The organism is Streptomyces sp. CNT360, assembly GCF_000424785.1.
On the sequence record NZ_AUKO01000003.1, the window covers coordinates 61,926 to 83,892 of the forward strand.

Annotated in this window: 22 protein-coding genes; 13 read left to right on the forward strand and 9 right to left on the reverse strand. The window is 72.4% G+C overall.

Annotated features, from left to right (window positions below):
- Positions 1-46 precede the first annotated feature (46 nt).
- The 4 genes from ectA to thpD all read left to right on the forward strand — a co-directional run bounded on the left by ectA (position 47) and on the right by thpD (position 3,441).
- Positions 47-562, forward strand: a complete 516-nt coding sequence (gene ectA / locus H297_RS0107695) for a diaminobutyrate acetyltransferase (protein ID WP_027736558.1) — start codon at positions 47-49, stop codon at positions 560-562.
- Between the two features lie 92 nt (positions 563-654).
- Positions 655-1,923, forward strand: coding sequence for a diaminobutyrate--2-oxoglutarate transaminase (ectB, locus tag H297_RS0107700; protein ID WP_027736559.1), 1,269 nt, complete (start codon positions 655-657; stop codon positions 1,921-1,923).
- 79 nt (positions 1,924-2,002) lie between these two features.
- Positions 2,003-2,407, forward strand: a complete 405-nt coding sequence (locus H297_RS0107705; protein WP_027736560.1) for an ectoine synthase — start codon at positions 2,003-2,005, stop codon at positions 2,405-2,407.
- Between the two features lie 134 nt (positions 2,408-2,541).
- Complete coding sequence (thpD, locus tag H297_RS0107710) at positions 2,542-3,441, forward strand: ectoine hydroxylase (RefSeq protein ID WP_027736561.1); 900 nt, start codon at positions 2,542-2,544, stop codon at positions 3,439-3,441.
- A gap of 56 nt (positions 3,442-3,497) precedes the next feature.
- On the opposite strand, the gene H297_RS0107715 is transcribed toward thpD, so the two are convergent.
- Both H297_RS0107715 and H297_RS0107720 read right to left on the reverse strand, forming a co-directional pair.
- The gene (locus H297_RS0107715; protein ID WP_027736562.1) at positions 3,498-4,562 is read right to left on the reverse strand and encodes an aminotransferase class V-fold PLP-dependent enzyme; all 1,065 of its coding nucleotides are present in this window, start codon (positions 4,560-4,562) and stop codon (positions 3,498-3,500) included.
- Positions 4,563-4,618: 56 nt separating this feature from the next.
- Positions 4,619-6,154: an aldehyde dehydrogenase family protein gene (locus tag H297_RS0107720; RefSeq protein ID WP_027736563.1), complete on the reverse strand. Its 1,536-nt coding sequence runs from the start codon at positions 6,152-6,154 to the stop codon at positions 4,619-4,621.
- A 192-nt stretch (positions 6,155-6,346) separates the two neighbouring features.
- Between H297_RS0107720 and H297_RS0107725 the strand changes: the two genes are divergently transcribed.
- Positions 6,347-7,117, forward strand: coding sequence for an IclR family transcriptional regulator (locus H297_RS0107725; RefSeq protein ID WP_027736564.1), 771 nt, complete (start codon positions 6,347-6,349; stop codon positions 7,115-7,117).
- A gap of 13 nt (positions 7,118-7,130) precedes the next feature.
- On the opposite strand, the gene H297_RS35160 is transcribed toward H297_RS0107725, so the two are convergent.
- Positions 7,131-7,964 carry a ribonuclease BN gene (locus H297_RS35160; protein WP_051351650.1) on the reverse strand — a complete coding sequence of 278 codons (834 nt, stop codon included), beginning with the start codon at positions 7,962-7,964 and terminating at the stop codon, positions 7,131-7,133.
- Positions 7,965-8,107: 143 nt separating this feature from the next.
- On the opposite strand from H297_RS35160, the gene H297_RS35165 reads away from it, so the two are divergent.
- Positions 8,108-9,613: an MFS transporter gene (locus H297_RS35165; protein WP_051351651.1), complete on the forward strand. Its 1,506-nt coding sequence runs from the start codon at positions 8,108-8,110 to the stop codon at positions 9,611-9,613.
- Here H297_RS35165 and H297_RS0107740 read toward each other — a convergent pair.
- Positions 9,601-9,981, reverse strand: a complete 381-nt coding sequence (locus H297_RS0107740) for a VOC family protein (protein WP_027736565.1) — start codon at positions 9,979-9,981, stop codon at positions 9,601-9,603. The two genes, H297_RS35165 and H297_RS0107740, sit on opposite strands and share 13 nt — an antisense overlap.
- Positions 9,982-10,124: 143 nt before the next feature.
- On the opposite strand from H297_RS0107740, the gene H297_RS0107745 reads away from it, so the two are divergent.
- From H297_RS0107745 to H297_RS0107755, 4 genes are all read left to right on the forward strand, one after another.
- Positions 10,125-11,603 carry a penicillin-binding transpeptidase domain-containing protein gene (locus H297_RS0107745; protein ID WP_027736566.1) on the forward strand — a complete coding sequence of 493 codons (1,479 nt, stop codon included), beginning with the start codon at positions 10,125-10,127 and terminating at the stop codon, positions 11,601-11,603.
- Between the two features lie 142 nt (positions 11,604-11,745).
- Positions 11,746-12,030 carry a GlsB/YeaQ/YmgE family stress response membrane protein gene (locus H297_RS0107750; protein WP_027736567.1) on the forward strand — a complete coding sequence of 95 codons (285 nt, stop codon included), beginning with the start codon at positions 11,746-11,748 and terminating at the stop codon, positions 12,028-12,030.
- 120 nt (positions 12,031-12,150) lie between these two features.
- Positions 12,151-12,228: a hypothetical protein gene (locus H297_RS44085; protein ID WP_469818005.1), complete on the forward strand. Its 78-nt coding sequence runs from the start codon at positions 12,151-12,153 to the stop codon at positions 12,226-12,228.
- Positions 12,229-12,382: 154 nt separating this feature from the next.
- A complete protein-coding gene (locus H297_RS0107755) occupies positions 12,383-12,820 on the forward strand; it encodes an SSI family serine proteinase inhibitor (protein ID WP_037793348.1) in 438 nt (145 codons plus the stop codon).
- Positions 12,821-13,002: 182 nt separating this feature from the next.
- Here H297_RS0107755 and H297_RS0107760 read toward each other — a convergent pair whose 3' ends face one another.
- Together H297_RS0107760 and H297_RS35170 are read right to left on the reverse strand one after the other, a co-directional pair.
- Entirely contained in the window at positions 13,003-14,223 is a 1,221-nt protein-coding gene (locus H297_RS0107760) for a TerD family protein (RefSeq protein WP_027736569.1), read from the reverse strand.
- Positions 14,224-14,228: 5 nt separating this feature from the next.
- Complete coding sequence (locus tag H297_RS35170) at positions 14,229-14,828, reverse strand: hypothetical protein (RefSeq protein WP_051351652.1); 600 nt, start codon at positions 14,826-14,828, stop codon at positions 14,229-14,231.
- 275 nt (positions 14,829-15,103) lie between these two features.
- Between H297_RS35170 and H297_RS0107770 the strand changes: the two genes are divergently transcribed.
- Positions 15,104-15,319, forward strand: a complete 216-nt coding sequence (locus H297_RS0107770; RefSeq protein ID WP_027736570.1) for a hypothetical protein — start codon at positions 15,104-15,106, stop codon at positions 15,317-15,319.
- 53 nt (positions 15,320-15,372) lie between these two features.
- Positions 15,373-15,966 carry a DUF1648 domain-containing protein gene (locus H297_RS35175; protein WP_051351653.1) on the forward strand — a complete coding sequence of 198 codons (594 nt, stop codon included), beginning with the start codon at positions 15,373-15,375 and terminating at the stop codon, positions 15,964-15,966.
- Between the two features lie 121 nt (positions 15,967-16,087).
- Here H297_RS35175 and H297_RS0107780 read toward each other — a convergent pair whose 3' ends face one another.
- On the reverse strand, positions 16,088-17,620 hold the full coding sequence (locus H297_RS0107780; protein WP_051351704.1) for an MFS transporter: 1,533 nt from the start codon (positions 17,618-17,620) through the stop codon (positions 16,088-16,090).
- 187 nt (positions 17,621-17,807) lie between these two features.
- Positions 17,808-19,082: a YeeE/YedE family protein gene (locus H297_RS0107785; RefSeq protein ID WP_027736572.1), complete on the reverse strand. Its 1,275-nt coding sequence runs from the start codon at positions 19,080-19,082 to the stop codon at positions 17,808-17,810.
- A 327-nt stretch (positions 19,083-19,409) separates the two neighbouring features.
- On the opposite strand from H297_RS0107785, the gene H297_RS35185 reads away from it, so the two are divergent.
- Positions 19,410-20,291 (forward strand): crotonase/enoyl-CoA hydratase family protein, encoded by an 882-nt coding sequence (locus H297_RS35185; RefSeq protein ID WP_486589443.1) that lies wholly within the window; start codon positions 19,410-19,412, stop codon positions 20,289-20,291.
- On the opposite strand, the gene H297_RS0107800 is transcribed toward H297_RS35185, so the two are convergent.
- Entirely contained in the window at positions 20,272-21,885 is a 1,614-nt protein-coding gene (locus H297_RS0107800) for a hypothetical protein (RefSeq protein WP_027736573.1), read from the reverse strand. The two genes, H297_RS35185 and H297_RS0107800, sit on opposite strands and share 20 nt — an antisense overlap.
- Positions 21,886-21,967 lie beyond the last annotated feature (82 nt).

Genomic DNA, 21,967 nt, shown 5'->3' on the forward strand with positions numbered 1-21,967 from the left:
CGCCGCACAAGCAGACCATGCACGTGCCCACAGAGACTTTCTGGAAATGCCGGAGGGACTGAAGCTCGACACACCGCGTGTGGACGACGGAGCCGCGATCTGGCGGATCGCCCGCGACTCGAAGACCCTCGATCTCAACTCCTCCTACAGCTACCTGCTGTGGTGCCGCGACTTCGCCGCCACCTCGGTCGTCGCCCGCAACGGCGCGGGCGAGCCGGTCGGTTTCATCACCGGCTACCTGCGGCCCGAGCAGCCGGGCACCCTGCTGATCTGGCAGGTGGCCGTCGACGAGGCGGCCCGCGGCCGCGGACTCGCCGCGGCCATGCTGGACGGACTGACACTCCGTGCCGCCGAGGAGTTCGGCATCGACAGCATCGAGACCACGGTCACCCCCGACAACACCCCCTCGAACCGGCTGTTCACCTCCTACGCGCAGCGCCATTCGGCAGCGGTCGCCAAGGACGTGCTGTTCGACGCCGCCCTCTTCCCCGAGGACGGACACGAGCCCGAGGTGCTGTACCGGATCGGCCCGGTCGTGTTTCCCGGCGCATCGAAGCGCTGACGTATACGGCAGGACCACCGCGGGTAGGCCCGTCGCCGGCCCGCCCCACCAGCAGACTTTCTTTCCCCGTGACTCACTCCCAGGAGCAAGCTGTGACCATCACCCAGCCTGACCTCAGTGTCTTCGAAACCGTGGAGTCGGAGGTGCGCAGCTACTGCCGTGGCTGGCCGACGATCTTCGACCGGGCGCAGGGTGCCCGGATGTACGACGAGGACGGCCACACCTACCTCGACTTCTTCGCCGGGGCCGGCACGCTCAACTACGGCCACAACAACCCGGTGCTCAAACGAGCCCTGCTGGACTACCTCGAACGTGACGGTGTCGTGCACGGCCTGGACATGTCCACCGCGGCCAAGCGCGCCTTCCTGGAGACCTTCCAGGAGGTGATCCTCCAGCCGCGCGGTCTGGACCACAAGGTCATGTTCCCCGGCCCGACCGGCACCAACGCGGTGGAGGCAGCGCTGAAGCTGGCCCGCAAGGTCAAGGGCCGCGAGTCGATCGTCTCGTTCACCAACGCCTTCCACGGCATGTCGCTGGGTTCGCTGGCGGTGACCGGCAACGCCTTCAAGCGTGCCGGCGCGGGCATCCCGCTGGTGCACGGCACCCCGATGCCCTTCGACGACTACCTCAACGGCACCACCGAGGACTTCGTCTGGTTCGAGCGGCTGCTGGAGGACCAGGGCTCGGGCCTGAACAAGCCCGCAGCCGTGATCGTGGAGACGGTCCAGGGCGAGGGCGGCATCAACGTCGCCCGCGCCGAGTGGCTGCGCGCCCTGGCCGACCTGTGCGAGCGGCACGACATGCTGCTGATCGTCGACGACATCCAGATGGGCTGCGGGCGCACCGGCGCGTTCTTCTCCTTCGAGGAGGCGGGCATCAAGCCGGACATCATCACGCTGTCGAAGTCCATCGGCGGCTACGGGATGCCCCTGGCGCTGACCCTCTTCAAGCCGGAGTTGGACATCTGGGAGCCGGGCGAGCACAACGGCACCTTCCGCGGCAACAACCCGGCCTTCGTGACCGCGACCGCCGCGCTGCAGACCTACTGGGCCGACGGCCAGATGGAGAAGCAGACACTCTCGCGCGGTGAGCAGGTCGAGGCCGTCCTGAAGGCCATCGCCGAGGAACACCCCGACGAGATCGCGGACTACCGCGGCCGCGGCCTGGTGTGGGGCCTGGAGTTCCGCAACAAGAGCCGGGCCGGACAGGTCGCCCGCCGCGCCTTCGACCTGGGGCTGCTGATCGAGACCTCCGGTCCCCAGAGCGAGGTCGTCAAACTCCTGCCCTCGCTGACCATCACCCCCGAGGAGCTGGACGAGGGCCTGCGCATCGTCGCCCGAGCCGTACGCGAAACCGTCTGACTCCAGAACACGGCCCGTCCCGGCTGCGGCCGGGACGGGCCTCTTCCGTGATACACACAGAGAAAGGCACCATCGAACCGTGATAGTCCGTTCCTTCAAGGACATCGAGAACACCGACCGCCACATCAAGTCGGCGTCGGGCACGTGGGAGAGCAAGCGCATCGTCCTGGCGAAGGAAAAGGTGGGCTTCTCCCTGCACGAGACGATCCTCTACGCGGGGACCGAGACCTCGATGTGGTACGCCAACCACATCGAGGCCGTCCTCTGCGTCGAGGGCGAGGCGGAACTGACAAACGACGAGACCGGCGAGAAGCACCAGATCACTCCCGGCACGATGTACCTCCTCAACGGGCACGAGAAGCACACGATGCGCCCGAAGACCGACTTCCGCTGCGTGTGCGTCTTCAACCCGCCGGTCACCGGCCGGGAGGATCACGACGAGAACGGCGTCTACCCGCTGCTCACCGAGCCGGACGAGGACTGACGGGCGCAGCTCGCCGCGAGAGGGGGCCGTTCGCCGGTCCACGTCGGCCATCGGACCGTCCGGCCACCGTGCCGGAGGCCGAGGCCGTTTCGCCAACTGAACAGGGCCGTACGAGAGGAGAGGAAGGCACATTCATGACCACCGCACCCGAGCGCACCGCCGACCTGTACCCGACCCGCGGAACCACCGAGGTGGCCACCCCGCGGATGGACCCCGTCGTGTGGTCCGAACCGGGTACGCCGGGGCCGATCGAGGCCACGGACCTGGCGGGCTTCGAGCGGGACGGGTTCCTCGCCATCGATCAGCTCATCACCTCCGACGAGGTGGAGACGCTGCGCGCGGAACTGGAACGGCTCACCTCGGATCCGGAGATCCGCGCCGATGAACGCTCGATCGTCGAGCCGAAGTCGTCCGAGATCCGGACCGTGTTCGAGGTGCACAAGATCAGCGAGGTCTACGCGCAGCTCGTGCGGGACCCGCGCATCGTGGGCAGGGCCAGGCAGATCCTCGGCTCGGACGTGTACGTCCACCAGTCCCGGATCAATGTCAAGCCGGGCTTCGGCGCCACGGGTTTCTACTGGCACTCCGACTTCGAGACCTGGCACGCGGAGGACGGTCTGGCGAACATGCGGACCGTGTCGGTCTCCATCGCGCTGACGGAGAACTACGACACCAACGGCGGCTTGATGATCATGCCGGGGTCGCACAAGACCTTCCTCGGCTGCGCGGGCGAGACGCCGAAGGACAACTACAAGAAGTCGCTGCAGATGCAGGACGCGGGGATTCCGTCCGACGAGTCCCTGACCAAGTTCGCCGACGCGCACGGCATCAAGCTGTTCACCGGCAAGGCCGGCTCGGCGACCTGGTTCGACTGCAACTGCATGCACGGGAGCGGTGACAACATCACTCCCTACCCACGGAGCAACGTGTTCATCGTCTTCAACAGCGTCGAGAACAAGGCGGTGGAGCCCTTCGCCGCGCCTGTCCGCCGTCCCGAGTTCATCGGGGCGCGGGACTTCACCCCGGTGAAGTGATCCGGCCGGTGGCCCGCTGACGGTGGGGGCGGGACGCGCGCGGTCCCGCCCCTTCGTCATGCCGCCAGCAGCTCCAGCAGCCGGTCGACGTCCTCCTCGGTGTTGTAGAGGTGGAAGGCCGCACGGAGGTTGCCCTCCCGCGCGGAGAGCGAGACGCCTTCCTCCCGGAGCCTGTCGACCAGGTGACCGAGCCCCGGTACGGCCACGATCGCCGAGTCGCCCGGCACCGGCTCGTACCCGCCGGACAGCTCGGTGACGCCCTTGCGGAACCGGGCCGCGAGCGCCCGGTCGTGCGCGCCGACCGCCGCCACCCCGCCGAGCTCCTCCAGCAGCGGGAGGGACCGCGCGGCCGCGACGTAGGGCAGGAACGGCACAGGCTGTTCGTAGGCGCGTGCGTCGGGGGCGAGGCGGGCGACGGGCCCGTACGTGTCGTCCCAGGGCCTGGCCCCGGCCACCCAGCCGGCGTGCAGCGGCAGCAGCGCCCCCGCTTCCTGCGCCTCCGCGGAGACGACGAGGAAGGAGGTACCCCGCGGGCACAGCAGCCACTTGAAGGCGCCGCACACCACGTAGTCGTAGTCGTCGGCGCACAACGGCAGCCAGCCCGCCGCCTGCGTCACGTCGACCAGCACACGCGCACCCGCGGCACGTGCCGCCTCACGCACGGCCGGCAGGTCGGCTGTGCGGCCGTCCGCCGACTGGACCGCGCTCAACGCGACCAGGTCCGTCGAGCCGTCCACCGCCTCGGCCAGGGTGTCGAGCGGGACGGTGCGCAGGGTGAGGTCGTCCCGGACCGTGAAGGGGGTGACCACGGAGGAGAAGTCGCCCTCGGGGGCGAGGACGCGGGAGCCGGAAGGCAGGGACGCGGCGACCAGCCCGACGTGCGGGGAGACCGCGCTGCCCGCCGCCACCCGCGCGGGCGTCGTCCCCACGAGCCGCGCGAACGACGCCCGCGCCGTGTCCACGTCCGCGTAGTAGACGGGCTGGTCGATGCGGCCGGCGGCCATGTCGGTGGCGGCACGCGACACGGCCGCTGCCGCACGGGCGGGCAGCAGTCCGTGCGAGGCGGTGTTGAGGTAGCGGACGCCGGGCGCGAACTCGGCGGCCTGCAGGCGGCGATCCATCCGCCCAGTGTCGCGGCGGACGGCTGCCGGGTCCACAGGGCCGCCGCGGCCCGGGGTCACTCCCGTACGCCGTCGACCCGCCGTGGCAGACCCAGCGGGTTGTCCTCGCGCAGCTCGGCAGGGAGCAGCGCGTCCGGGGTGTCCTGGTAGGCGACGGGGCGCAGCCAGCGCTCGACGGCGGTGGCTCCCACGGAGGTCGAGGTGGAGGTCGTCGCCGGGTAGGGGCCCCCGTGATGCTGGGCGGGCGCGACGGCCACGCCGGTGGGCCACCCGTCGACGACCACCCGCCCGGCCAGCGCCGTGAGCCGGGACAGCAGAGCCGTGGCCGGCCCGCTGTCCCGCTGTGCCTCGGCGGCACCGAGGTGCACCGTGGCGGTGAGCGAGCCCTCCACGCGGGCCAGTACGGCGTCGATGTCGGCGTCGTCGCCGTACCGCACGGCGACGGTCACCGGGCCGAAGCACTCCTCCAGCAGCAGCGCGTGGTCCTCGTCCAGGTCGCCGGCGGCGAGGGTCAGCACGCCCGGCCGCACGGTGCGCCCGGCCGGGTCGTCACCCGGGCCCGCCTCCACGGGCGCCGCGACCCGGGCGAGGGCGGCGCGGGCGCCGACACCGTCGAGGAAGGCCTGCCGCATCCGGTCGTCGAGCAGGTGTCCGGGGGCGGCCTCGCGCAGCGCGGCGGCCAGCGCGTCGAGCATCCGGTCGCCGTCGCCGCCCTCGGGGACGAGGACGAGCCCCGGCTTGACGCAGAACTGCCCGGTGCCCAGGGTCACGGAGCCGGCGAGACCCTCACCGATCGCCGCGGCGCGTTCCGCGGCCGCGGCGCGGGTGACCACGACGGGGTTGAGAGAGCCGAGTTCGCCGTGGAAGGGGATGGGCCTCGGGCGGGCGGCAGCGGCGTCGAAGAGCGCCCGGCCGCCGCGTACCGAGCCGGTGAAGCCGGCCGCTGCCACCAGGGGGTGGCGTACCAGTTCGACCCCGGCGTCGAAGCCGTGCACCACCGTCAGGACGTTCTCGTCCAGCCCCGTCGCGGCGGCGGCCGACCGCAGCGCGGCCGCCGCCAGGGCCGAGGTGGCCGGGTGGCCGGGGTGCGCCTTGACGACGACGGGGCAGCCGGCGGCCAGCGCGCTGGCGGTGTCGCCGCCGGGGACGGAGAAGGCGAGGGGGAAGTTGGAGGCGGCGTAGACCGCCACGACGCCGAGCGGCAGTTTGCAGCGTCGCAGGTCGGGCTGGGGCGGGGTGCGGTCGGGGGCGGCGTGGTCGATGACGACGTCGAGGAAGGCGCCGTCCTCGACCTCGGCGGCGAAGGCCCGCAACTGGGCGGTGGTACGGGCCAGTTCACCGGTCAGCCTGGGCTCCCCCAGGGCGCTCTCGGCGTCAGCGGTGGCCACGATCCGCTCACCGTCGGCCTCCAGCCGCTCGGCCGCGGCCCGGAGGAAGGCCGCCCGTGCCCCGCGGTCGGCGAGGGCGGGAAGGGCGTCGTGCGCGGCCCGCACGGCGGCGTCGACGTCGGCCGCCGTGGCCTCCTCGGCCACCCTCTCGCGCTGTTCGCCGGTGCGTGGGTCGACGCTCCAGACCGGTACCGCTGTTGCCACTGCGTCCTCCTGAGTCCGTCCGGTCCGTCTGCGGACCCGCGCCACGCGCGCTGCCGAGAGGTCGCGGGGCCGCGCCCACCGCGTTCCGCGGCCGCCGGGTCTCGCAACCGTCGTGTTCGGTATTCTGAACAATGTCCCTGTGGGTGAACTCCTGGGGACTTTAGGTCGGTGCGAACGGAGGGGTCAAGGTCGATGTCCGGTACCGAGACGGGGGCCTCGCAGGTCAAGTCGGCCGTACGGACGGTGCAGTTGCTGGAATTCTTCGCGGCCCACCCCGGGATGCACCCGCTCGCCAGGGTCCAGGAAGCACTCGGTTACCCCAAATCCAGCCTCTACATGCTCCTGCGCACCCTCGTCGACCTGGGCTGGGTGGAGGCCGACGCGTCGGGCACCCGATACGGCATCGGCGTCCGCGCGCTGCTGGTGGGCACCTCCTACCTCGACGGTGACGAGGTGGTCGCCGCTGCCCGACCCGCCCTGGACCGGCTCGCCGCCGAGACGACGGAGACCATCCACCTGGCGCGGCTGGACGGCACCAGCGTCGTCTACCTCGCCACCCGCACCTCGCAGCACCACCTGCGGCCCTTCTCCCGGGTCGGACGCCGACTGCCCGCCTATTCCACCTCGCTGGGTAAGGCGCTGCTGGCCACCTACCCGGACGAGGAGGTGCGCGCGCTGCTGCCCGAGCGGCTGGCACCGGTCACCGAGCACACCCGCACCGACCGGGAGGAGCTCCTCGAAGAGCTGCGGCTGGTGCGGGAGCAGGGCTACGCGCTCGACCGCGAGGAGAACACGCTGGGGCTGCGCTGTTTCGGCATCGCCGTGCCCTACCGCAGTCCCGCCCGCGACGCGATCAGTTGCTCGGTACCGGTCGCCCGGCTGACGCCCGCCCGCGAGCAGATGATCAAGGCCGCGCTCTTCGACGCCCGGGACCGGCTGACGCACGCGGCCCGCACGCTGTGAGACCCGGCCGCCCTCACGCGGCGCCGGAGCGGTGCCGGGCCTTCCGCTGACGGCGGTGGAGGCGCCACACGTGGAAGTTGTGGCCGACGAGCGGGCCGCCGAGCACCACGAACCCCACGCCGATCAGCCACGACTGCACGATCAGCAGGGTGCCGGCCGGGCCGTTCGTCTCGGTGCTGCTGACGATGAGCGGCGAGAAGACCAGCGAGGAGAAGACCCGCAGCCCGCCCAGCCCGATCATGGTGGCCACCGCGCCGGGAAAGAGCGCCGCATAGCGGATCCGCCCGCCCAGCAGCAGGTACTGGCCCCACAGGAAGAACAGCACCCCGAAGAGCACCGTCAGCGCCACCCGGGCCGTGAGCTGGGCCGGGCCCTGGCGCAGTACCGCCTCGCTCTCCACCTCGGCGAAGAGGAAAGCGGTGATCGCGGCGAGCCACACGCCCTGCCGCCACAGCTTGTGCCAGCGCCCGGGCGGCAGCGCCCAGATCATCTCGTAGCTGCTCTGCACGCTGGCCGCGAAGCTCAGCCCGAAGACTCCCAGCAGCACCGCACTGAGCACGCTCGTGGTGCTGATGACCTGCTGCGGAGCCGAGAAGAGCCGGTGCACGGCGCGGGCCCCCGACGCGTTCTCCAAGCCCATTCCGTTGACGATCCACTGTTCGAACCCGGCGTGGTGGACCGGGTCCAGAGCCGCCACCACGATCAGCAGCGGCACCATCGAGACGAAGGCGAGCATGCCGAACGCCATCGCCCGGCGCATGAGCTCGAACTCGGTGCCGTGTCGCCACAGGCGTCCCCCCAGGGACTGTTCCGCACGCTGCTTCCAGGCCGGCCACCGACCGAACACGCCCGCACCTCCCTCGAAAGGCCCGTGAACATCCCAAGGGACGAGGCCACCGATCCGCCAGCCACCCCGCCCGTACGGGCCCCGCGGAGCACCGTTCGGACGCACTGTTTGAGGGGTGCCCGCGCAGTGACATAGGAGAAGGCGTGCCCCTCGCACCGCGCAGCATCCGGGAGCGGACGGAACGCCTCTTCGGCGACCGCGCCGCCGCGCGCGCCGTGCTGACCATGGCGGCGGTGCTCGCTCTGGACGGCGCCGACAAGGGCACCGTCTCGGCGATGGCGGGCGAACTGCAGGACGCCTTCCACATCGGCTTCGCCGCGGTCGGGCTGCTGGTGTCGGTGACCGCCTTCGTCGGTGCCGCGTTCACGGTGCCGTTCGGGCTGCTCACCGACCGGGTGTCGCGGACGACGCTGCTGGCGCTCACCGCCACCCTGTGGGGGCTCGCGACGCTCACCTCGGGGGCCGCCACGTCGTACACCTGGCTGCTGATCTCCCGGGCGGTCCTCGGGGCGGTCACCGCCAGCTCCGGGCCCGCCGTCAGCTCACTGGTCGGTGACTTCTTCCCGGCCCGCAAGCGCGCCCGGATGCTCGGGTTCGTGGTGGGCGGGGAACTCTTCGGCACCGCTTTGGGCTTCGCCCTCTCCGGAGTGATCGGCAGCGCACTGGGGTGGCGGTACGCCTTCTGGTGGCTCGTCGTGCCCACGGTGGCCCTGGTGTGGGCCCTGCTGCGCCTGCCCGAACCGGCTCGCGGAGAACAGGAGGGGCTGCGGGCCGGCGAGGACGGGGAGCCCGACGGCGCCGGACCGGCCGGTGCGGGGAGCGGCGCGGAGCGGCGGCGTACGGGAGCGGAGGGTGCCGCGGAGGGCAGGGCAGGGGCGGCCCGGATCCGGGCACGGGTGGGCGCCGTGCCGGACGAGCGGTTCGTGCTGCGCACCGACCCGCGCTCACAGCCCCCGTGGCGGACGCTGCTGTACGTACTCCGGATCCGCACCAACCTCGTCCTGATCGTCGCCTCGGCGCTCGGCTACTTCTTCTTCTCCGGGCTGCGCGCCTTCGCGGCCGTCTTCACGACCGACCAGTACGACGTGAGCACGTCCGTCGCAGGCTCCCTCGTCCTGGTCGTCGGCACAGGAGGCGTGTGCGGGGTGCTGCTCGGCGGGCGGACCGCCGACCGCATGCTGGAGCGGGGCCGTGTCACCGCCCGCGTCCTGGTACCCGTCGTCTGCCTGCTGGCCGTCCCGGTACTGGTGGGCCCGGCCCTGCACACCACCTCCCTGGCTCTCGCGCTGCCGCTGCTGGTGTGCGGTACGGCCTTCCTCGGAGCGGTGAACCCGCCGCTGGACGCCGCGCGGCTGGACATCATGCCGCACCTGCTGTGGGGCACCGCCGAGGGCACCCGCACCGTGCTGCGTACGTTGAGCGAGGCGATGGCCCCCACCCTGTTCGGCTACGTCGCCGACCACGCGTTCCCCGGGCGGCACGCCCTGGAGTACACGCTCCTGCTGGGCCTGGTCCCCCTGCTGGGCGCCGGCCTCATCGGCCTGCTGGCCCTGCGCACCTACCCCCGCGACGTGGCCACCGCCACCGCCACGACAGCCCACCTCAAGTCGGCCACCGCCCGGCCCCGGCAGGGGCCTCACGGCCGGTGACATACGGCTTCGACGTTGTTCCCGTCCGGATCACGCACGAACACGGCGTAGTACGTCGCGTGGTAGTCGGGCCACAGGCGCGGTGCATGCAGCACCTCGGCACCGGCTGCCACCGCAGCATCGTGGAAGGCGTCCACCGTGGTGCGGTCCGCGGCGGCGAAGGCGAGGTGCACCTCGCGGGCGCGCTCCTGGTCGCAGGCGGGGACGAGCCACAGAGCGGGGTGGCCCGCAGCGCTCCCCGCAGCACCGAAGCCGACGTTCTCGCCGAACCGCTTCCTGACTCCGCCGCCCAGTGGGGCGAGCACGGCGTCGTAGAAGGCGGCGCTCGCCGCCACATCCTGAACCTGGATCGCAAGGTGATCGAGCATGCACCACCGTCGCACGGTACCGGCACCGCTGTCGCCGTCGTTTCCCCTGCCCGGCCGGGGGCGAGATGAGAATGCGGTGAGAAGTGGTGAGAAGGGGCGGCTGCCAGGAACCCGGAGGCACCCGTTCCGCGTTCTCCTGCGGGATGAACAGGACAATCAGGCGTGCGGGCACCGTCACGCTGCTCCTGGTGATGGCTCTGCTGCTGCGGGTCAGCTGGGTGCAGATGATGCACGGTGAGGCGCTCGCGGACGACGACAAGAACCGGCGGAACGCGATAGCGGAGTACGGGCACCCGTTCGGGGACATCATCGTGGGCGGCAAGCCGGTCACCGGCTCGAAGCGCTCCGAGGACAGCGGTGACCTGCACTACCAGCGCACGTACACCGACGGCGCGCTCTACGCGCCGGTCACCGGCTTCTCCTCGCAGGTGCGCGGAGCCACCCAGCTGGAGGGCATCTACCAGGGCGTGCTGCACGGCACCGACGACCGTCTGGGGAACCCGCTGGAAATGCTGACCGGCGAGCAGAGCAAACCGGGCAACGTGCTCACCACCATCGACCCGAAGGTGCAGCAGGCCGGGGCGGAGGCGCTGGGCCGCAAGAAGGGCGCCGCGGTGGCTGTCGACCCGGACAGCGGCAAGCTCCTCGGCGTCGTCAGCAGCCCCTCCTTCGACCCGTCCACCGTCAGCGGCAGCGGCAGCGGCAAGGACGACGATGCGGCCTGGGACAAGCTGACCGCACGCAGCGGCAACGACAAGGATGACGACAAACCGACCCTCAACCGTGCGCTGCGCCAGGCGGTGCCGCCCGGCTCCACCTTCAAGCTGGTGGTGGCCGCGGCAGCCCTGGAGGACGGGCTGTACTCGTCCGTGGACGAGCCCACCCACAGCCCCGACCCCTACACACTCAAGGGCACCTCGCAGGACCTGGACAACGAGAACCGCTCGGCCCCGTGCAAGAACGCCAGCCTCCGGACGGCCCTGCGCTACTCCTGCAACAACGTCTTCGGGAAGCTGGCCACCGACCTGGGCGCCAAGAAGGTCCGGGAGCAGGCCGAGAAGTTCGGCTTCAACGACGAGAAGCAGGACGTCCCCGTCCGCGCCGCCGCCTCCAACTACCCCGAGAAGATGGACGAAGCCCAGACCGGCCTGACCGGCATCGGGCAGTTCGAGGTCACCGCCACGCCGCTCCAGATGGCGATGGTCTCGCAGGCCGTGGCCCACGACGGCGAACTGGTCGACCCGCACATGGTCTCCCAGGTGCAGGACTCCGGCGGCCACACCCTCCAGTCCTACGAGGACCCGGACTCGCACCGCGTGATGAGCCAGGACACGGCCGCCCAACTGCAGTCCGCGATGCAGACGGTGGTGAAGAAGGGCACCGGCAGCAACGCGCAGATCGACGGCATGACGGTCGGCGGCAAGACAGGCACCGCCCAGCACGGCGTCGACAACAGCGGCACCCCGTATGCCTGGTTCACCTCCTACGCGCAGACCGACAGCGGCAAGAAGGTGGCCGTGGCGGTCGTGGTCGAGGACTCCGACGCCGCCCGCGCCGAGGTCAGCGGCAACGGCCTGGCGGCACCGATCGCGAAGAAGATGATGGAGACCGCCCTGCGCTGAGCGCGGAGGTCCCGGGCATGATGGGGCAGCAACCGATCACTCACGGGGAGGCCCCATGCCCGCCACGCCGCTCACCTCCTGGACCCGGCTCGCCGACGGGGACAGCACCGGCACCGACACCCTGTCGGACACACTCGGGGATCTGGCGCACTCGGGTGTGGTGAGCTGGCTGATCCTCGGGCTCGTGGCGGGCACGGTCGCCAAGGTCCTGCTGCCCGGCCGCGATCCGGGCGGCATCGTGGGGACGGCGCTGATCGGTGTGGCGGGTGCCTTCCTCGGCGGCTGGCTCTCGGCGACGTTTCTGGACCGCCCCGTGGCCGGCAACGTCGTCGATCCGGGACTGTGGGTGGCCGCCATCGCCGGCTCCCTCGTCCTGCTGATCGTCTACCGTCTGCTGTTCGGCAACTCCCGCGAGCGCCGCCGCTGACCCGCCCTCCCGCCTCGTCCAGCGCCGGAGAGCAGGAGGGCGGGGGCCGCCCTCTGACAACGGGCGGAGGAAGTGGTAGAAACGCGGAGGAACACGACCGCTTCGCGGAAAGGAGACGCCATGTCGTCCAAGCGTCGGCGTAAGAAGAAGGCCCGCCGCAACAACGCGGCCAACCACGGCCGTCGGCCTCAGTCCTGAGCGCGGCTCCCCGCGTGCCGTCCCCGTCCCGGGGCCCGTGCGCGGGGAGACCTCGCTTGCTCGAGGTCCCAAGGTGGCCTCCTCGACCCGGAGTTGTACCGGTGCGACCGGTGTCAACCCGTGCCCTTTCGTCACCCGGTCTCGTTAAGGGGCCGTGAGCACTCGTAACCTTTCCCGGCGCCTGCTGGGCACCACCGTCGCCGTCGCTGCCGCCGCCCTCCCTCTGCTGACCGCGCAGGCCGCCACCGCGGACTCGGACTCCACGCGATCCGCCGGGCCGCCGAGCGCCCGTGGCGGCCTCCTGCTGACCGTCTCGGGGGACGAGCAGACCTGGACCCGCGGCACCCGCCTCTTCTGCACCCCCGTCCCGCACGGCAACCATCCCAAGGCCGCCGAGGCCTGCGCGGCGCTCGACCGTGCCCGCGGCGATCTCGGCGCCCTGCCGAACGAGTCCGGCGTCTGCACGATGGAGTACGCCCCGGTGACCGTTACGGCGCAAGGGTCCCACCAGGGCCGGTCCGTGGCGTGGAAGAAGACCTTCCCCAACTCCTGCGCGATGCACCAGGCGACAGGGCCCGTCTTCGACTTCTGAGCCCCGGGCTCCCCGACACCTGCTCCCCGACCCTCGTGCCCGGCCCCCGAGGAACGGTCTCCGTCTCCTGACGCCTGACCGGCTGTCCACTTCGCCCCGGCGCCGCCCCGCAAGGCAGCGCCGGGGCGACCCCGCGACACCGAGGCCGCCGCCCACGCTGCCGAGGGGCGGCTGCACCGGGGCTACAGCGCGGCGCTGCCCGGCTTGACCATGCCCCGCACCGTGCGGGAGTCGACGTAGTCACCCAGCGCCGTCATCTCCCATTCGCCGGAGAACTGGCGGATGAACTTGGCCATGAGCACGCCGGTGCGGGGCTCGGAGTGCGTCAGGTCGAACCGGACGAGCTCCCCGCCGGAGGCGTCGAGCAGCCGGCAGTAGGCCTTGGCCACGTCGGTGAACTTCTGGCCGGAAAAGGAGTTCACGGTGAAGACCAGCCCGGTCACCTCCGGGGGCAGGTCGCCGAGGTGGACGGTGATCACCTCGTCGTCCCCGGCGCCCTCGCCGGTGAGGTTGTCCCCCGAGTGCTGGATGACGCCGCCGAGGATGGCAAGCTTCCCGAAGTAACAGGCGTCGATCTTCTTGCGGTGGGCGTCGTAGGCGATCACCGAGGCGTCCAGATCGATCTCCTTGGCCCGCCTGCCCGCGCGGAAGACGGGCTCCCAGCCGAGCCCCATCCGCACCGAGGTCGCCAGCGGCTTCCCGCCCTTGACCAGGGAGACGGTCTGGTTCTTCTGGAGGCTGACCCGCCCCTTGTCGAGGTTGATCTTCCCGCCCGAGGCCGCCGGGGCGGAGGGTGCCGGGGCCGCGGGCGCGCTCGGCGGTGCCGTGGGCGCCGTCGGAGCGGCAGGGAAGGGCGGCGCGGCAGGGGCCTGCGGGACGGTGGGTGCCGGGGGCGCCATCGGGGCGGCGGGGGCGGCGGGTTCTTCCACGGTCACCCCGAAGTCGGTGGCGATGCCGCCCAGCCCGTCGGCGTACCCCTGCCCGACGGCGCGGACCTTCCAGGCGTCGTTCCTGCGGTACAGCTCGACGACCAGCAGGGCCGTCTCGGAGCCGAGCCGGGGCGGGGTGAAGGTGGCCAGCACGGTGCCGCTCGCGGCGTCGCGGACCGTGGCGGTGGGCTCCGTGCCCGCGAAGGTGGCGCCGGGTGCGTCGAGGCTCGCGGTGACGACGACCTTGTCGATCCCCGCGGGGACGGCGGCGGTCTCCACCGTGACGGTGTCGGCCGCGCCGCTGCTGTGGGTCACGCCGGGCGCGGTCGGCTGGTTGTAGAAGACGAAGTCCTCGTCCGAGCGCACCTTGCCCTGGGGGCTCAGCAGCAGGGCCGAGACATCGAGCTTCGTGGGTGCGGTCACCTCCACCGCCACGCGCGACGCGGTCAGCGGCAGGTTGGCGCCGGGAGTCATTGCGGTCATGCCGTCAGTAACGACCGACCGGCCTTTGCGGTTCCTTTGCCGAGCAGTCGCCCCTGCCTGCTCGTACGGCTGCAACCGGGAGGCCCGCACGGCCCCGCGCGCACGGGTGTGGTTCCGGACGCGGGAAGGGCCCGACCGGAGCTCCGCCTGCGCTGCGCCACCAGTTCCAGGCGCTCCGCCCGGTGGCCGTGGAGCGTCGGCGCCGTACCCGTCTGCTCCGCGACGACGTCGCACCCGTTCTCCGTGAGCAGGGCGCGCAGGTGTGCGGGGGTGTGGTGCCGGAAGGGGCCGCCGTCGGGTGGTGAAGGTGCCGTAGGGGGCGTCCGGTGCGGCGGCGCGGTGCTCCCCCGGTAGCGGGTGACGTTCCGCTCGTCGCGCTGGAGCGGCCCCTCGCTCACGTACAGGACACCGCCCGGCCGTACCAGCCGCGCCAGCTCCGCCACCACGGCGCCCTGCACCGTCTCGTCGGGGGCGCAGCTGAGGACGGCGGACAGCAGCGCCGCGCCGTAGGAGCCGTCCGGGCCCGGCAGCGGCAGCCCACCGGTCCGGTGGTGCCGGAAGAGGCCCGGGTGCTTGCGCAGGCCGCGCTCGGTCATGGCCCCGGGAGGGGTCGACGCCGACGACGTGGGTGTACCCGCGCTCCGCCGGGTCGGCCGTCAGCCGCCCGTGGCCGCAGCCGTGGTCGAGGATCTGCGAGCCGCGGGACGCAGGTGGCCGACAGGTCGGGGGCGAGGGCGTGGGTGAACGTCTTCGTCGCCCCGCCCGTTTCCCCGAACCTGTGCACCGTGGGGTGGGCACCGGACATGCGCCGACGGTACCGCCGCGGTCCGGCCGAGGTGCATCACGCGGACGGCTGACGCAACCTGGAGGTATGAGCGCGGTCATCGTCGTCCACCCTCCCGCTCCCGCCGGCGGCCGCCGGGTCACCGCGCACGGCGAGCTGCTGGGCACCGCCTACGGGCTGACCGACCTGATCGAATACCTGGGCCTCGCCGGGCTCGACGTCGCCACGGTCGACCTGTACGACGACTCGGTCATCGAGTGGCAGGGCGGCAACCACCTGGTGTGGGGGCGCCGGGCGGAGTGAACCCGTCAACCGCCGGGTAGGGGCACGTCGGCGACAACGGGAGGGGAACACACGTGCGCCGAAGCGAGGGCGGGGCGACGGAACCAACGAGGTTTCCCTGGCTGTGGCTGCTGCCCGGGGTGCTCGTGGTGGCGGGCCTGCTGGTGTGGGGCATCGTCGTGTACCCGGATCTGCCCGCGCGGGTGCCGCAGCACTTCGGCAGCGACGGGGTGGACAACTGGGCCGACAAGTCGGTCGCGAGCGTCTTCCTGCCCGTCCTGGTACCGGCCGGCTCTCTCGTCGTGCTCTCGGCCACGGCGCTCGGCACGCTGCGGGTGACGCCGACCAGTGAGCTGGCGCCCGGTCAGCGGGTCTCCAGCCTCGTCAACCGGCCCAGCACCCGGGAGGGCGCCCGGCGGATCGCGCAGGTGCAGCTCTTTCTGGGGTGCTGCGTGGGGCTGTCGGTGGCCGGAGGCTGCACGGCGATGTGGAGCACGGATCCCGCGCGGGCGGCGGACCGCACCATGGGGACGCTGGTGCTGGTCCTGACGCCCATGGTCCTCGGCGTCGTGGCCACCCTGGTGACGGCGCTGCGGGACCGCAAACAGGCGTCCGCCACCGGCAGGTGCGACCCGGGCGCCCCCTCCCGGTCGACGGGCCGGGGCTAGGCCGCAGACGGGCCCCGCACGGACGGGGTGAGGCCGTTGCGACGCGCTCCGCGGGGCCACCGGCGCCGGCCCTCGCTCCGGGCCGCTCCGGTGAGCCGCCGACGGAGCCCGCCGCGGCTCGCTACCGCTTCTTGCTCAGCGAGTCCAACTGCCGGCTGGTGGAGATCAGCTCCCTGGCCTCCTCGTCGTTGCTGACCATGGGCTGCGAGCCGGACAGCGGCACCCCGGCACTCTCCGGCATGAACCGGACGGCGAGCAGGCCGATCAGCCCGCTGGCGATCAGGTACACGCCGGGCAGCAGGTTGTTGTCCGTGGCGCTCACCAGGCCCTCGGTGATCAGCGGTGTCGTCCCGCCGAAGGCGGCGACGGAGAAGTTGAAGCCGATCCCCATGGCCGCGTACCGCACGCTCGTCGGGAACAGCGCGGGCAACGACGCGGCCGAAGGCGCCGCGAACCCGGCGAGCAGGGTCGCCAGGATCACCACCCCGAGGGCGGGCAGCAGCCAGCCGCCGGACCGGAGCAGCAGGAAGGCGGGGACCGCGAGCACGATCTGGCCGATCGCCGCCCACCGGTAGACGGGGCGACGTCCGACACGGTCGCTCAGCCGTCCGATGAAGGTGATCAGCACCACCACCCACACCATGCCGAACAGCACCAGCAGATCGGAGGTGGTGCTCGACCGGCCCAGCACTTCCGTCTGGTAGGTCGGCAGATAGCCGGTGACCATGTAGTTGGTCACGTTGTAGAGCAGCACCAGACCGATGCAGATGAGCAGGGGCTCCCAGTGCCGGCTCAGGATGGTGCGGAACTCGTGACGGCTGGTCTCCTGCTGGGCGATCTTCTGGTCGTGCTCGTCCAGCTGCTGCTGGAAGGCGGGGGACTCCTCCAGTTTGAGCCGCATGTAGAGGCCGATGAGGCCCAGCGGGCCCGCCACCAGGAACGGGATGCGCCAGCCCCAGGAGAGCATCTGGCCGTCGCTCAGCACGAGGTTGAGCAACGTGACCAGGGCGGAGCCGAGTGCGTAGCCGGTGAAGGTGCCGAAGTCGAGCCAGCTTCCGAGGAAGCCGCGCTTGCGGTCGGGCGAGAACTCGGCGATGAAGGTGGTCGCTCCGCCGTACTCGCCGCCGGTGGAGAAGCCCTGCAGCATGCGGGCGACCAGCAGCAGGATCGGCGCGGCCAGCCCGATGGTGTCGTAGCTGGGGATGAACCCGATCAGGAAGGTGCCGAAGGCCATCAGGATCATCGTGGCGGCGAGCACCTTCTGCCGGCCCAGTTTGTCGCCGAGCGGCCCGAAGAAGAGCCCTCCGAGCGGCCTGACGACGAAGGCGGCGGCGAAGGTCGCGAACGAGGCGAGGAGCTGCGCCGCGTCGGAGGCCCCCGGATAGAAGACCTTGCCGATGGTGGCGGCCAGGTAGCTGTAGACGCCGAAGTCGAACCACTCCATGCAGTTGCCGAGCGCGGAGGCGGTGACCGCCCGCTTGAGCATCGGCTCCTCGACGACCTGCACATCGTCCTTGGTGAAGGGTCGGCCTTTACGGCGCAGTCTGCGCACCAGCTCGTCGCGCACCTGGCGGGGCAGCTCGGCGACCGCTTGCGGTACGTGCCGGGCCGCCGCCGCTTTGCCCCCCGGTTGTCGCTTGGGGCTCTCTGTCACGTCGGCATTCACACCCTTTGTTCCGTATGGCCGAATAGGCGGGACTGCTCGATCGTACGGAAAGGCCGTAGCGGATCACGGAACCGGGTTGCCGGACTCGCCGCACGTACACGCACGCCCCCGCGATCGCGGGGGCGTGCGGACCTGGAAGTGGCGAAATGTTCAGAAGTGCAGGCGGGGCGGGGTCTCAGCAGACGCCGTCACCGGGCTTGGGGTTGGCCAGCCCGGCGTACGGCCGCAGCCGGAGCCCCACCCAGGTGCCGACCAGGGCGGCAGCGCCCCACAGCCAGCCGTGCAGGCTGCCCGACGCGATTCCGGCGAGGTACGCGCCGATGTTGCAGCCGCCTGCCATCCGGGCGCCGACGCCCATCAGGACGCCGCCGAGGACGGCCGCCACCGACGGCCGCCAGGCGAGCTTCCGGTGCAGGGTCCACACCCCGCCGGCGGCCGCGGCGACGGCGGCGCCGATCATGATGCCGAGGTCGGTGAGGCTGGTCTTGTCCGCGAGCACGGGACCCGCCAGCGCCTCGGCGTTCCCCGGCTGGCGCCAGTACGCCCAGCTCTCCGGGGAGCCGCCCAGCGCGCCCGCGACCTTCGACCCCCACAGCGCGAACGCGCTGGTGACACCCCAGGCGCCGCCCGAGACGAGCAGCACGGCCGCCCCGAGCACGGCGAGCACCAGAGCTCCGGCCGCCAGCGGCCAGGAGCCGCGTACGACGCGGGCCAGGCTGCCGCGCGCGGAGGGCGGCGCGCCGACCGGCGGCGGGTTGCGCCGGGCCTGCACCCGCCGCGAGACCAGCACCACGACCGCCAGCGCCGCGAGCGTCACGGCCAGCGACCCGGCCCAGCCGAAGTGGTCGGAGAAGAGCACCGGGTCGACGGCGGGCAGATCGCTCCACAGCCCGTACTGCCAGGCCGCCAGCGTCGACCCGAGGACGAAGCCGCCCAGGGTCAGGACGATGGTGCTCTGCCCCGAGCCGACGGCGAACAGCGTGCCGGAGGCGCACGCACCGCCGAGTTGCATACCGACGGCGAAGAGGAACGCGCCCAGCAGCAGCCCCACGCCGATCGGCCCGGCACTGGGTTCGGGCGCCGTCCCGAACAGCCCCGTCCCGGTGCCGATGACCAGGGCGAAGAGGGTGGCGGTCGTCCCCAGCAGCAACGCGTGGGCGCGCAGCCCGGTTCCGTTGCCGACGGCGATCAACTGCCGCCAGGCGGAGGTGAAGCCGAACCGGGAGTGGAAGAGGCCGACGCCCAGGCCGAGACCGAGGAGCAGCAGAACGCCCGGCTCGGTGCCGTGCGCGGCCCACACGTAGCCGGTCAGGGCCAGGCCGAGCAGCAGGGCGATACCGAGCGGGACCCACCGCACGGCGGGTGCGGCGGGTGCGGGAGGGGCGGGCAGGCTGGTGGGGGCGGGGGACAGCAGCGGCGCCGTACGGGTGGGAGAGGGAGCGGTCGTCACGAGGGTCTCCGGGCGGTGCGGGGAGTGCCGGGAAGGGCGGGGGACCGAGCGAGGGGGAACCGTTGGCCGGTGACGGGCCTCGCGCCGTTCCAGGGAGTGAGACGGGCCCCGGACCCGCGCGGACGGGCGAAGCCCCGCGCGGAGGAAGGGGAACGGTGCGTGCGCCGTCAGCGACGGGTGCGGCGACAGAGCGCGTCGTCGACGCTCCACGCGGTGGCCGCGAAGAGCGTGAGCGCGAGTGCCAGCAGGCACGCGGGTCCGAACATGCGTGCAACGATAAAGGAAGTGGCGGCCTCCGTATCGCCGTGTCTCGGCTGGCGAGACACGATGCGAGACAGCACCTGTCCGCACACCCCGGAGGCCACCTTCATGCCCCGGTCCCCCGCCGTCCGCATCGAGGTCAGCGGCTCCACCTCCACCGTCGTCCTGGCCCGTCCCGCCGTCCGCAACGCGGTGGACGGTCCCACGGCACAGGCCCTGGCCGACGTCTTCCACTCCGTCGAGGCGGATTCCGGCATCGCGGCTGCCGTCCTGTGGGGCGAGGGGAAAACCTTCTGCTCCGGCGCCGGCCTGAAGGCCGTCGGTACCCCGCGGGGCAACCGCCTCTCCCCCCGACGGCGACGGCCCCATGGGCCCCACCCGGCTCCGGCTCACCAAGCCGGTGGTCGCCGCCCCAGCGGCCACGCCGTCGCAGGCGGACTCGAACTGGCCCTCTGGTGCGACCTGCGCATCGCGGAGGAGGACGCGGTCTTCGGCGTCTTCTGCCGCCGCTGGGGCGTCCCCCTCGTCGACGGCGGAACGGTCCGGCTGCCCCGCGTCGTCGGGGCGGGCCGCGCGGCCGACCTGGTCCTCACCGGCCGCCCCGTCCCGGCCCGCGAGGCCCACGAGATCGGCCTCGCGGACCGGCTGGTACCGCCCGGGCAGGCACGGACCGCCGCCGAGGAGCTGGCCGCCGGGCTCGCCCGCTTCCCGCAGACCTGCCTGCGGACCGACCTGGCTTCCCTGCGGACCCAGGCCGGACTGACCGAACCGGAGGCCCCCGCCGAGGAGTTCGCGCACGCGGCGGACGCGGTCGCAGCGGCCGGTGAGGGCGCCGCCCGCTTCTCCGCCGGCGCGGGCCGGCACGGCACCTTCGACCAGTGCGGCGCCTGCCCGCGCGGCCACCTGACCGAGGACTCGCGGTCGAGATTCAGTGCGAGCGGGCCTTGAAGGCGGCCTTGCGGGCCGCCTTCGCCACCTGCTTGTCGGGGTGCACCCGGCCCATCGTCTCCAGCACGTCCCCGGTGGCGGGGTGGTCGACCCGCCAGGCCTTGTCGAAGAACCCGGCATGCTGGTCGACCAGGCCCCGGACGAGGTCACGCAGCTCCTCGGGCTCACCGGCGGTGGCGACCTGGGCGGCGATGGTGTCGATCGTCAGCCAGAAGACCATCTCCTCGTCGGGCTGCGGCACCTGTGCCGCCCCGCGCTCGGCGAGCCAGACCCGGGCGAGGCCTCCCAACTGCCGGTCGTCCAGCACCTCGCGGAGCGCCGGCTCGGCCTCGGAGCCGGCCAGGGAGAGCGCCTGCTGGCAGGTGAGGCGGCGCACGGGAGCCGCCTCGTCGGTGCCCCGCGCGGCGGCCAGCAGCCCGCGGGCCGCGGACAGGGTGCCGCCCTCACCGCGCGCCGCGAGCCACCCTTCGATCTCGGTGCGTGCGTTGTCCTCCGTGTACACGGGCAGGGCCGCCAGCAGCTCCTCCGGTTCCGCGTGGGCGAGGTCGCCGACCGCGGGCACCTCCAGGCCGGCCTCCCGCATCCGGGAGCGGACGCCGTACAGTCCCAGCGGGGTGAGCCGCACCATGCCGTAGCGGGAGACGTCCTCCTCGCCCTCCTCGCCGTCCCCCTCGGCCAGGCCCGGGAACTCCTCGCCCTCGCCTGCCTCCTGGGTGAGGGCCTCGTCGACCGGGTGGTACTCGACCAGGCCCGTGGGCTCCAGCATGCGGAACTGCTCGTCGAGACGCATCATCGCCGTGGAGACCTCTTCGAGCACCTCGTCGGTGGGCTCGTCCATGCCCTCGGGGACGATCATGGAGGCGGCCAGCACGGGAAGCGGGACCATCGAGCCCGCGGCGACACCGGGGTCGGTGGCCGTCAGCAGGTAGAGGTTGCCCAGGGCGCTGTCGAGGGCCTCGCCCTCCTCCTCCGGGTCCCAGTCCAGGGCGTCGAGGTCGAGGGAGTCGGCGTCGATCCGGCCGTCCTCACCGACCGCCCCCTCGATCCCGCCGAGCAGCTCCTCGAAGCTGGGTGTGGCGGCGTCGGCGAGCACCGTCTCCAGGCCCTGCTGCCACAGGTCGAGGATGTCGGCGGGTGCGGGCGGGGTCGCGCCGGGGGCGCCCGTCAGGCCGCCGAGCTCCGCCTCGGGTGTGGCCAGGCCGACCGGTTCGTCGCTGCCCGGCCCTCCGGCGTCGGCCGCCCGGCCCTCCGCCGTGCCGCCCCCGTGGGCGTCCTCGTCCGCCCCGGCGTCCTCCTCGACCACCAACAGGCCGGTGTCGACGGCGAAGTTCCAGGCGTCGGCGGCCAGCGCCGGGGCCTCCTCGTCCCCGGTCAGACCCAAGTGGGCGGCGGCTTCCTTCAGTTGTTCCGACAGGAGTTCACCGCCGGCTCCCACCGGCATCCCCGCCCCGGTGTCCGCGGGCCCGCCGCGCCGCGCCCAGCGGGTGAGTTCCAGGGCGCGGGCGAGGAGCGGTGCGGCCAGTGCGTCCCGTGCCAGTTCGGCATCGGAGGGCAGCCGTACGGGCGGCAGGGTGGGACGGTCGTCACCGGTCATGTGCGGGTTCATCTCCTACGGGTGCTACGGGTTGGCGGGCGGTGCGGAGAACCAGCGTAGACGGGTTCTGTCCGCCCGTGCC

Coding starts and splice junctions, on each gene's coding strand:
- H297_RS0107715 (WP_027736562.1), bottom strand. CDS start 4,562: ATGGATCGCCGCCTGCAGGCCGCCGAGTTCGCGCCCGGCGTCCGCTAC.
- H297_RS44085 (WP_469818005.1), top strand. CDS start 12,151: ATGTCGTCCAAGCGTCGGCGTAAGAAGAAGGCCCGCCGCAACAACGCG.
- H297_RS35170 (WP_051351652.1), bottom strand. CDS start 14,828: ATGACCGAGCGCGGCCTGCGCAAGCACCCGGGCCTCTTCCGGCACCAC.
- H297_RS35185 (WP_486589443.1), top strand. CDS start 19,410: ATGCGAGACAGCACCTGTCCGCACACCCCGGAGGCCACCTTCATGCCC.
- H297_RS0107740 (WP_027736565.1), bottom strand. CDS start 9,981: ATGCTCGATCACCTTGCGATCCAGGTTCAGGATGTGGCGGCGAGCGCC.
- H297_RS0107770 (WP_027736570.1), top strand. CDS start 15,104: ATGAGCGCGGTCATCGTCGTCCACCCTCCCGCTCCCGCCGGCGGCCGC.
- H297_RS0107800 (WP_027736573.1), bottom strand. CDS start 21,885: ATGACCGGTGACGACCGTCCCACCCTGCCGCCCGTACGGCTGCCCTCC.
- H297_RS0107745 (WP_027736566.1), top strand. CDS start 10,125: ATGAACAGGACAATCAGGCGTGCGGGCACCGTCACGCTGCTCCTGGTG.
- H297_RS0107725 (WP_027736564.1), top strand. CDS start 6,347: ATGTCCGGTACCGAGACGGGGGCCTCGCAGGTCAAGTCGGCCGTACGG.
- ectA (WP_027736558.1), top strand. CDS start 47: ATGCCGGAGGGACTGAAGCTCGACACACCGCGTGTGGACGACGGAGCC.
- thpD (WP_027736561.1), top strand. CDS start 2,542: ATGACCACCGCACCCGAGCGCACCGCCGACCTGTACCCGACCCGCGGA.
- H297_RS0107760 (WP_027736569.1), bottom strand. CDS start 14,223: ATGACTCCCGGCGCCAACCTGCCGCTGACCGCGTCGCGCGTGGCGGTG.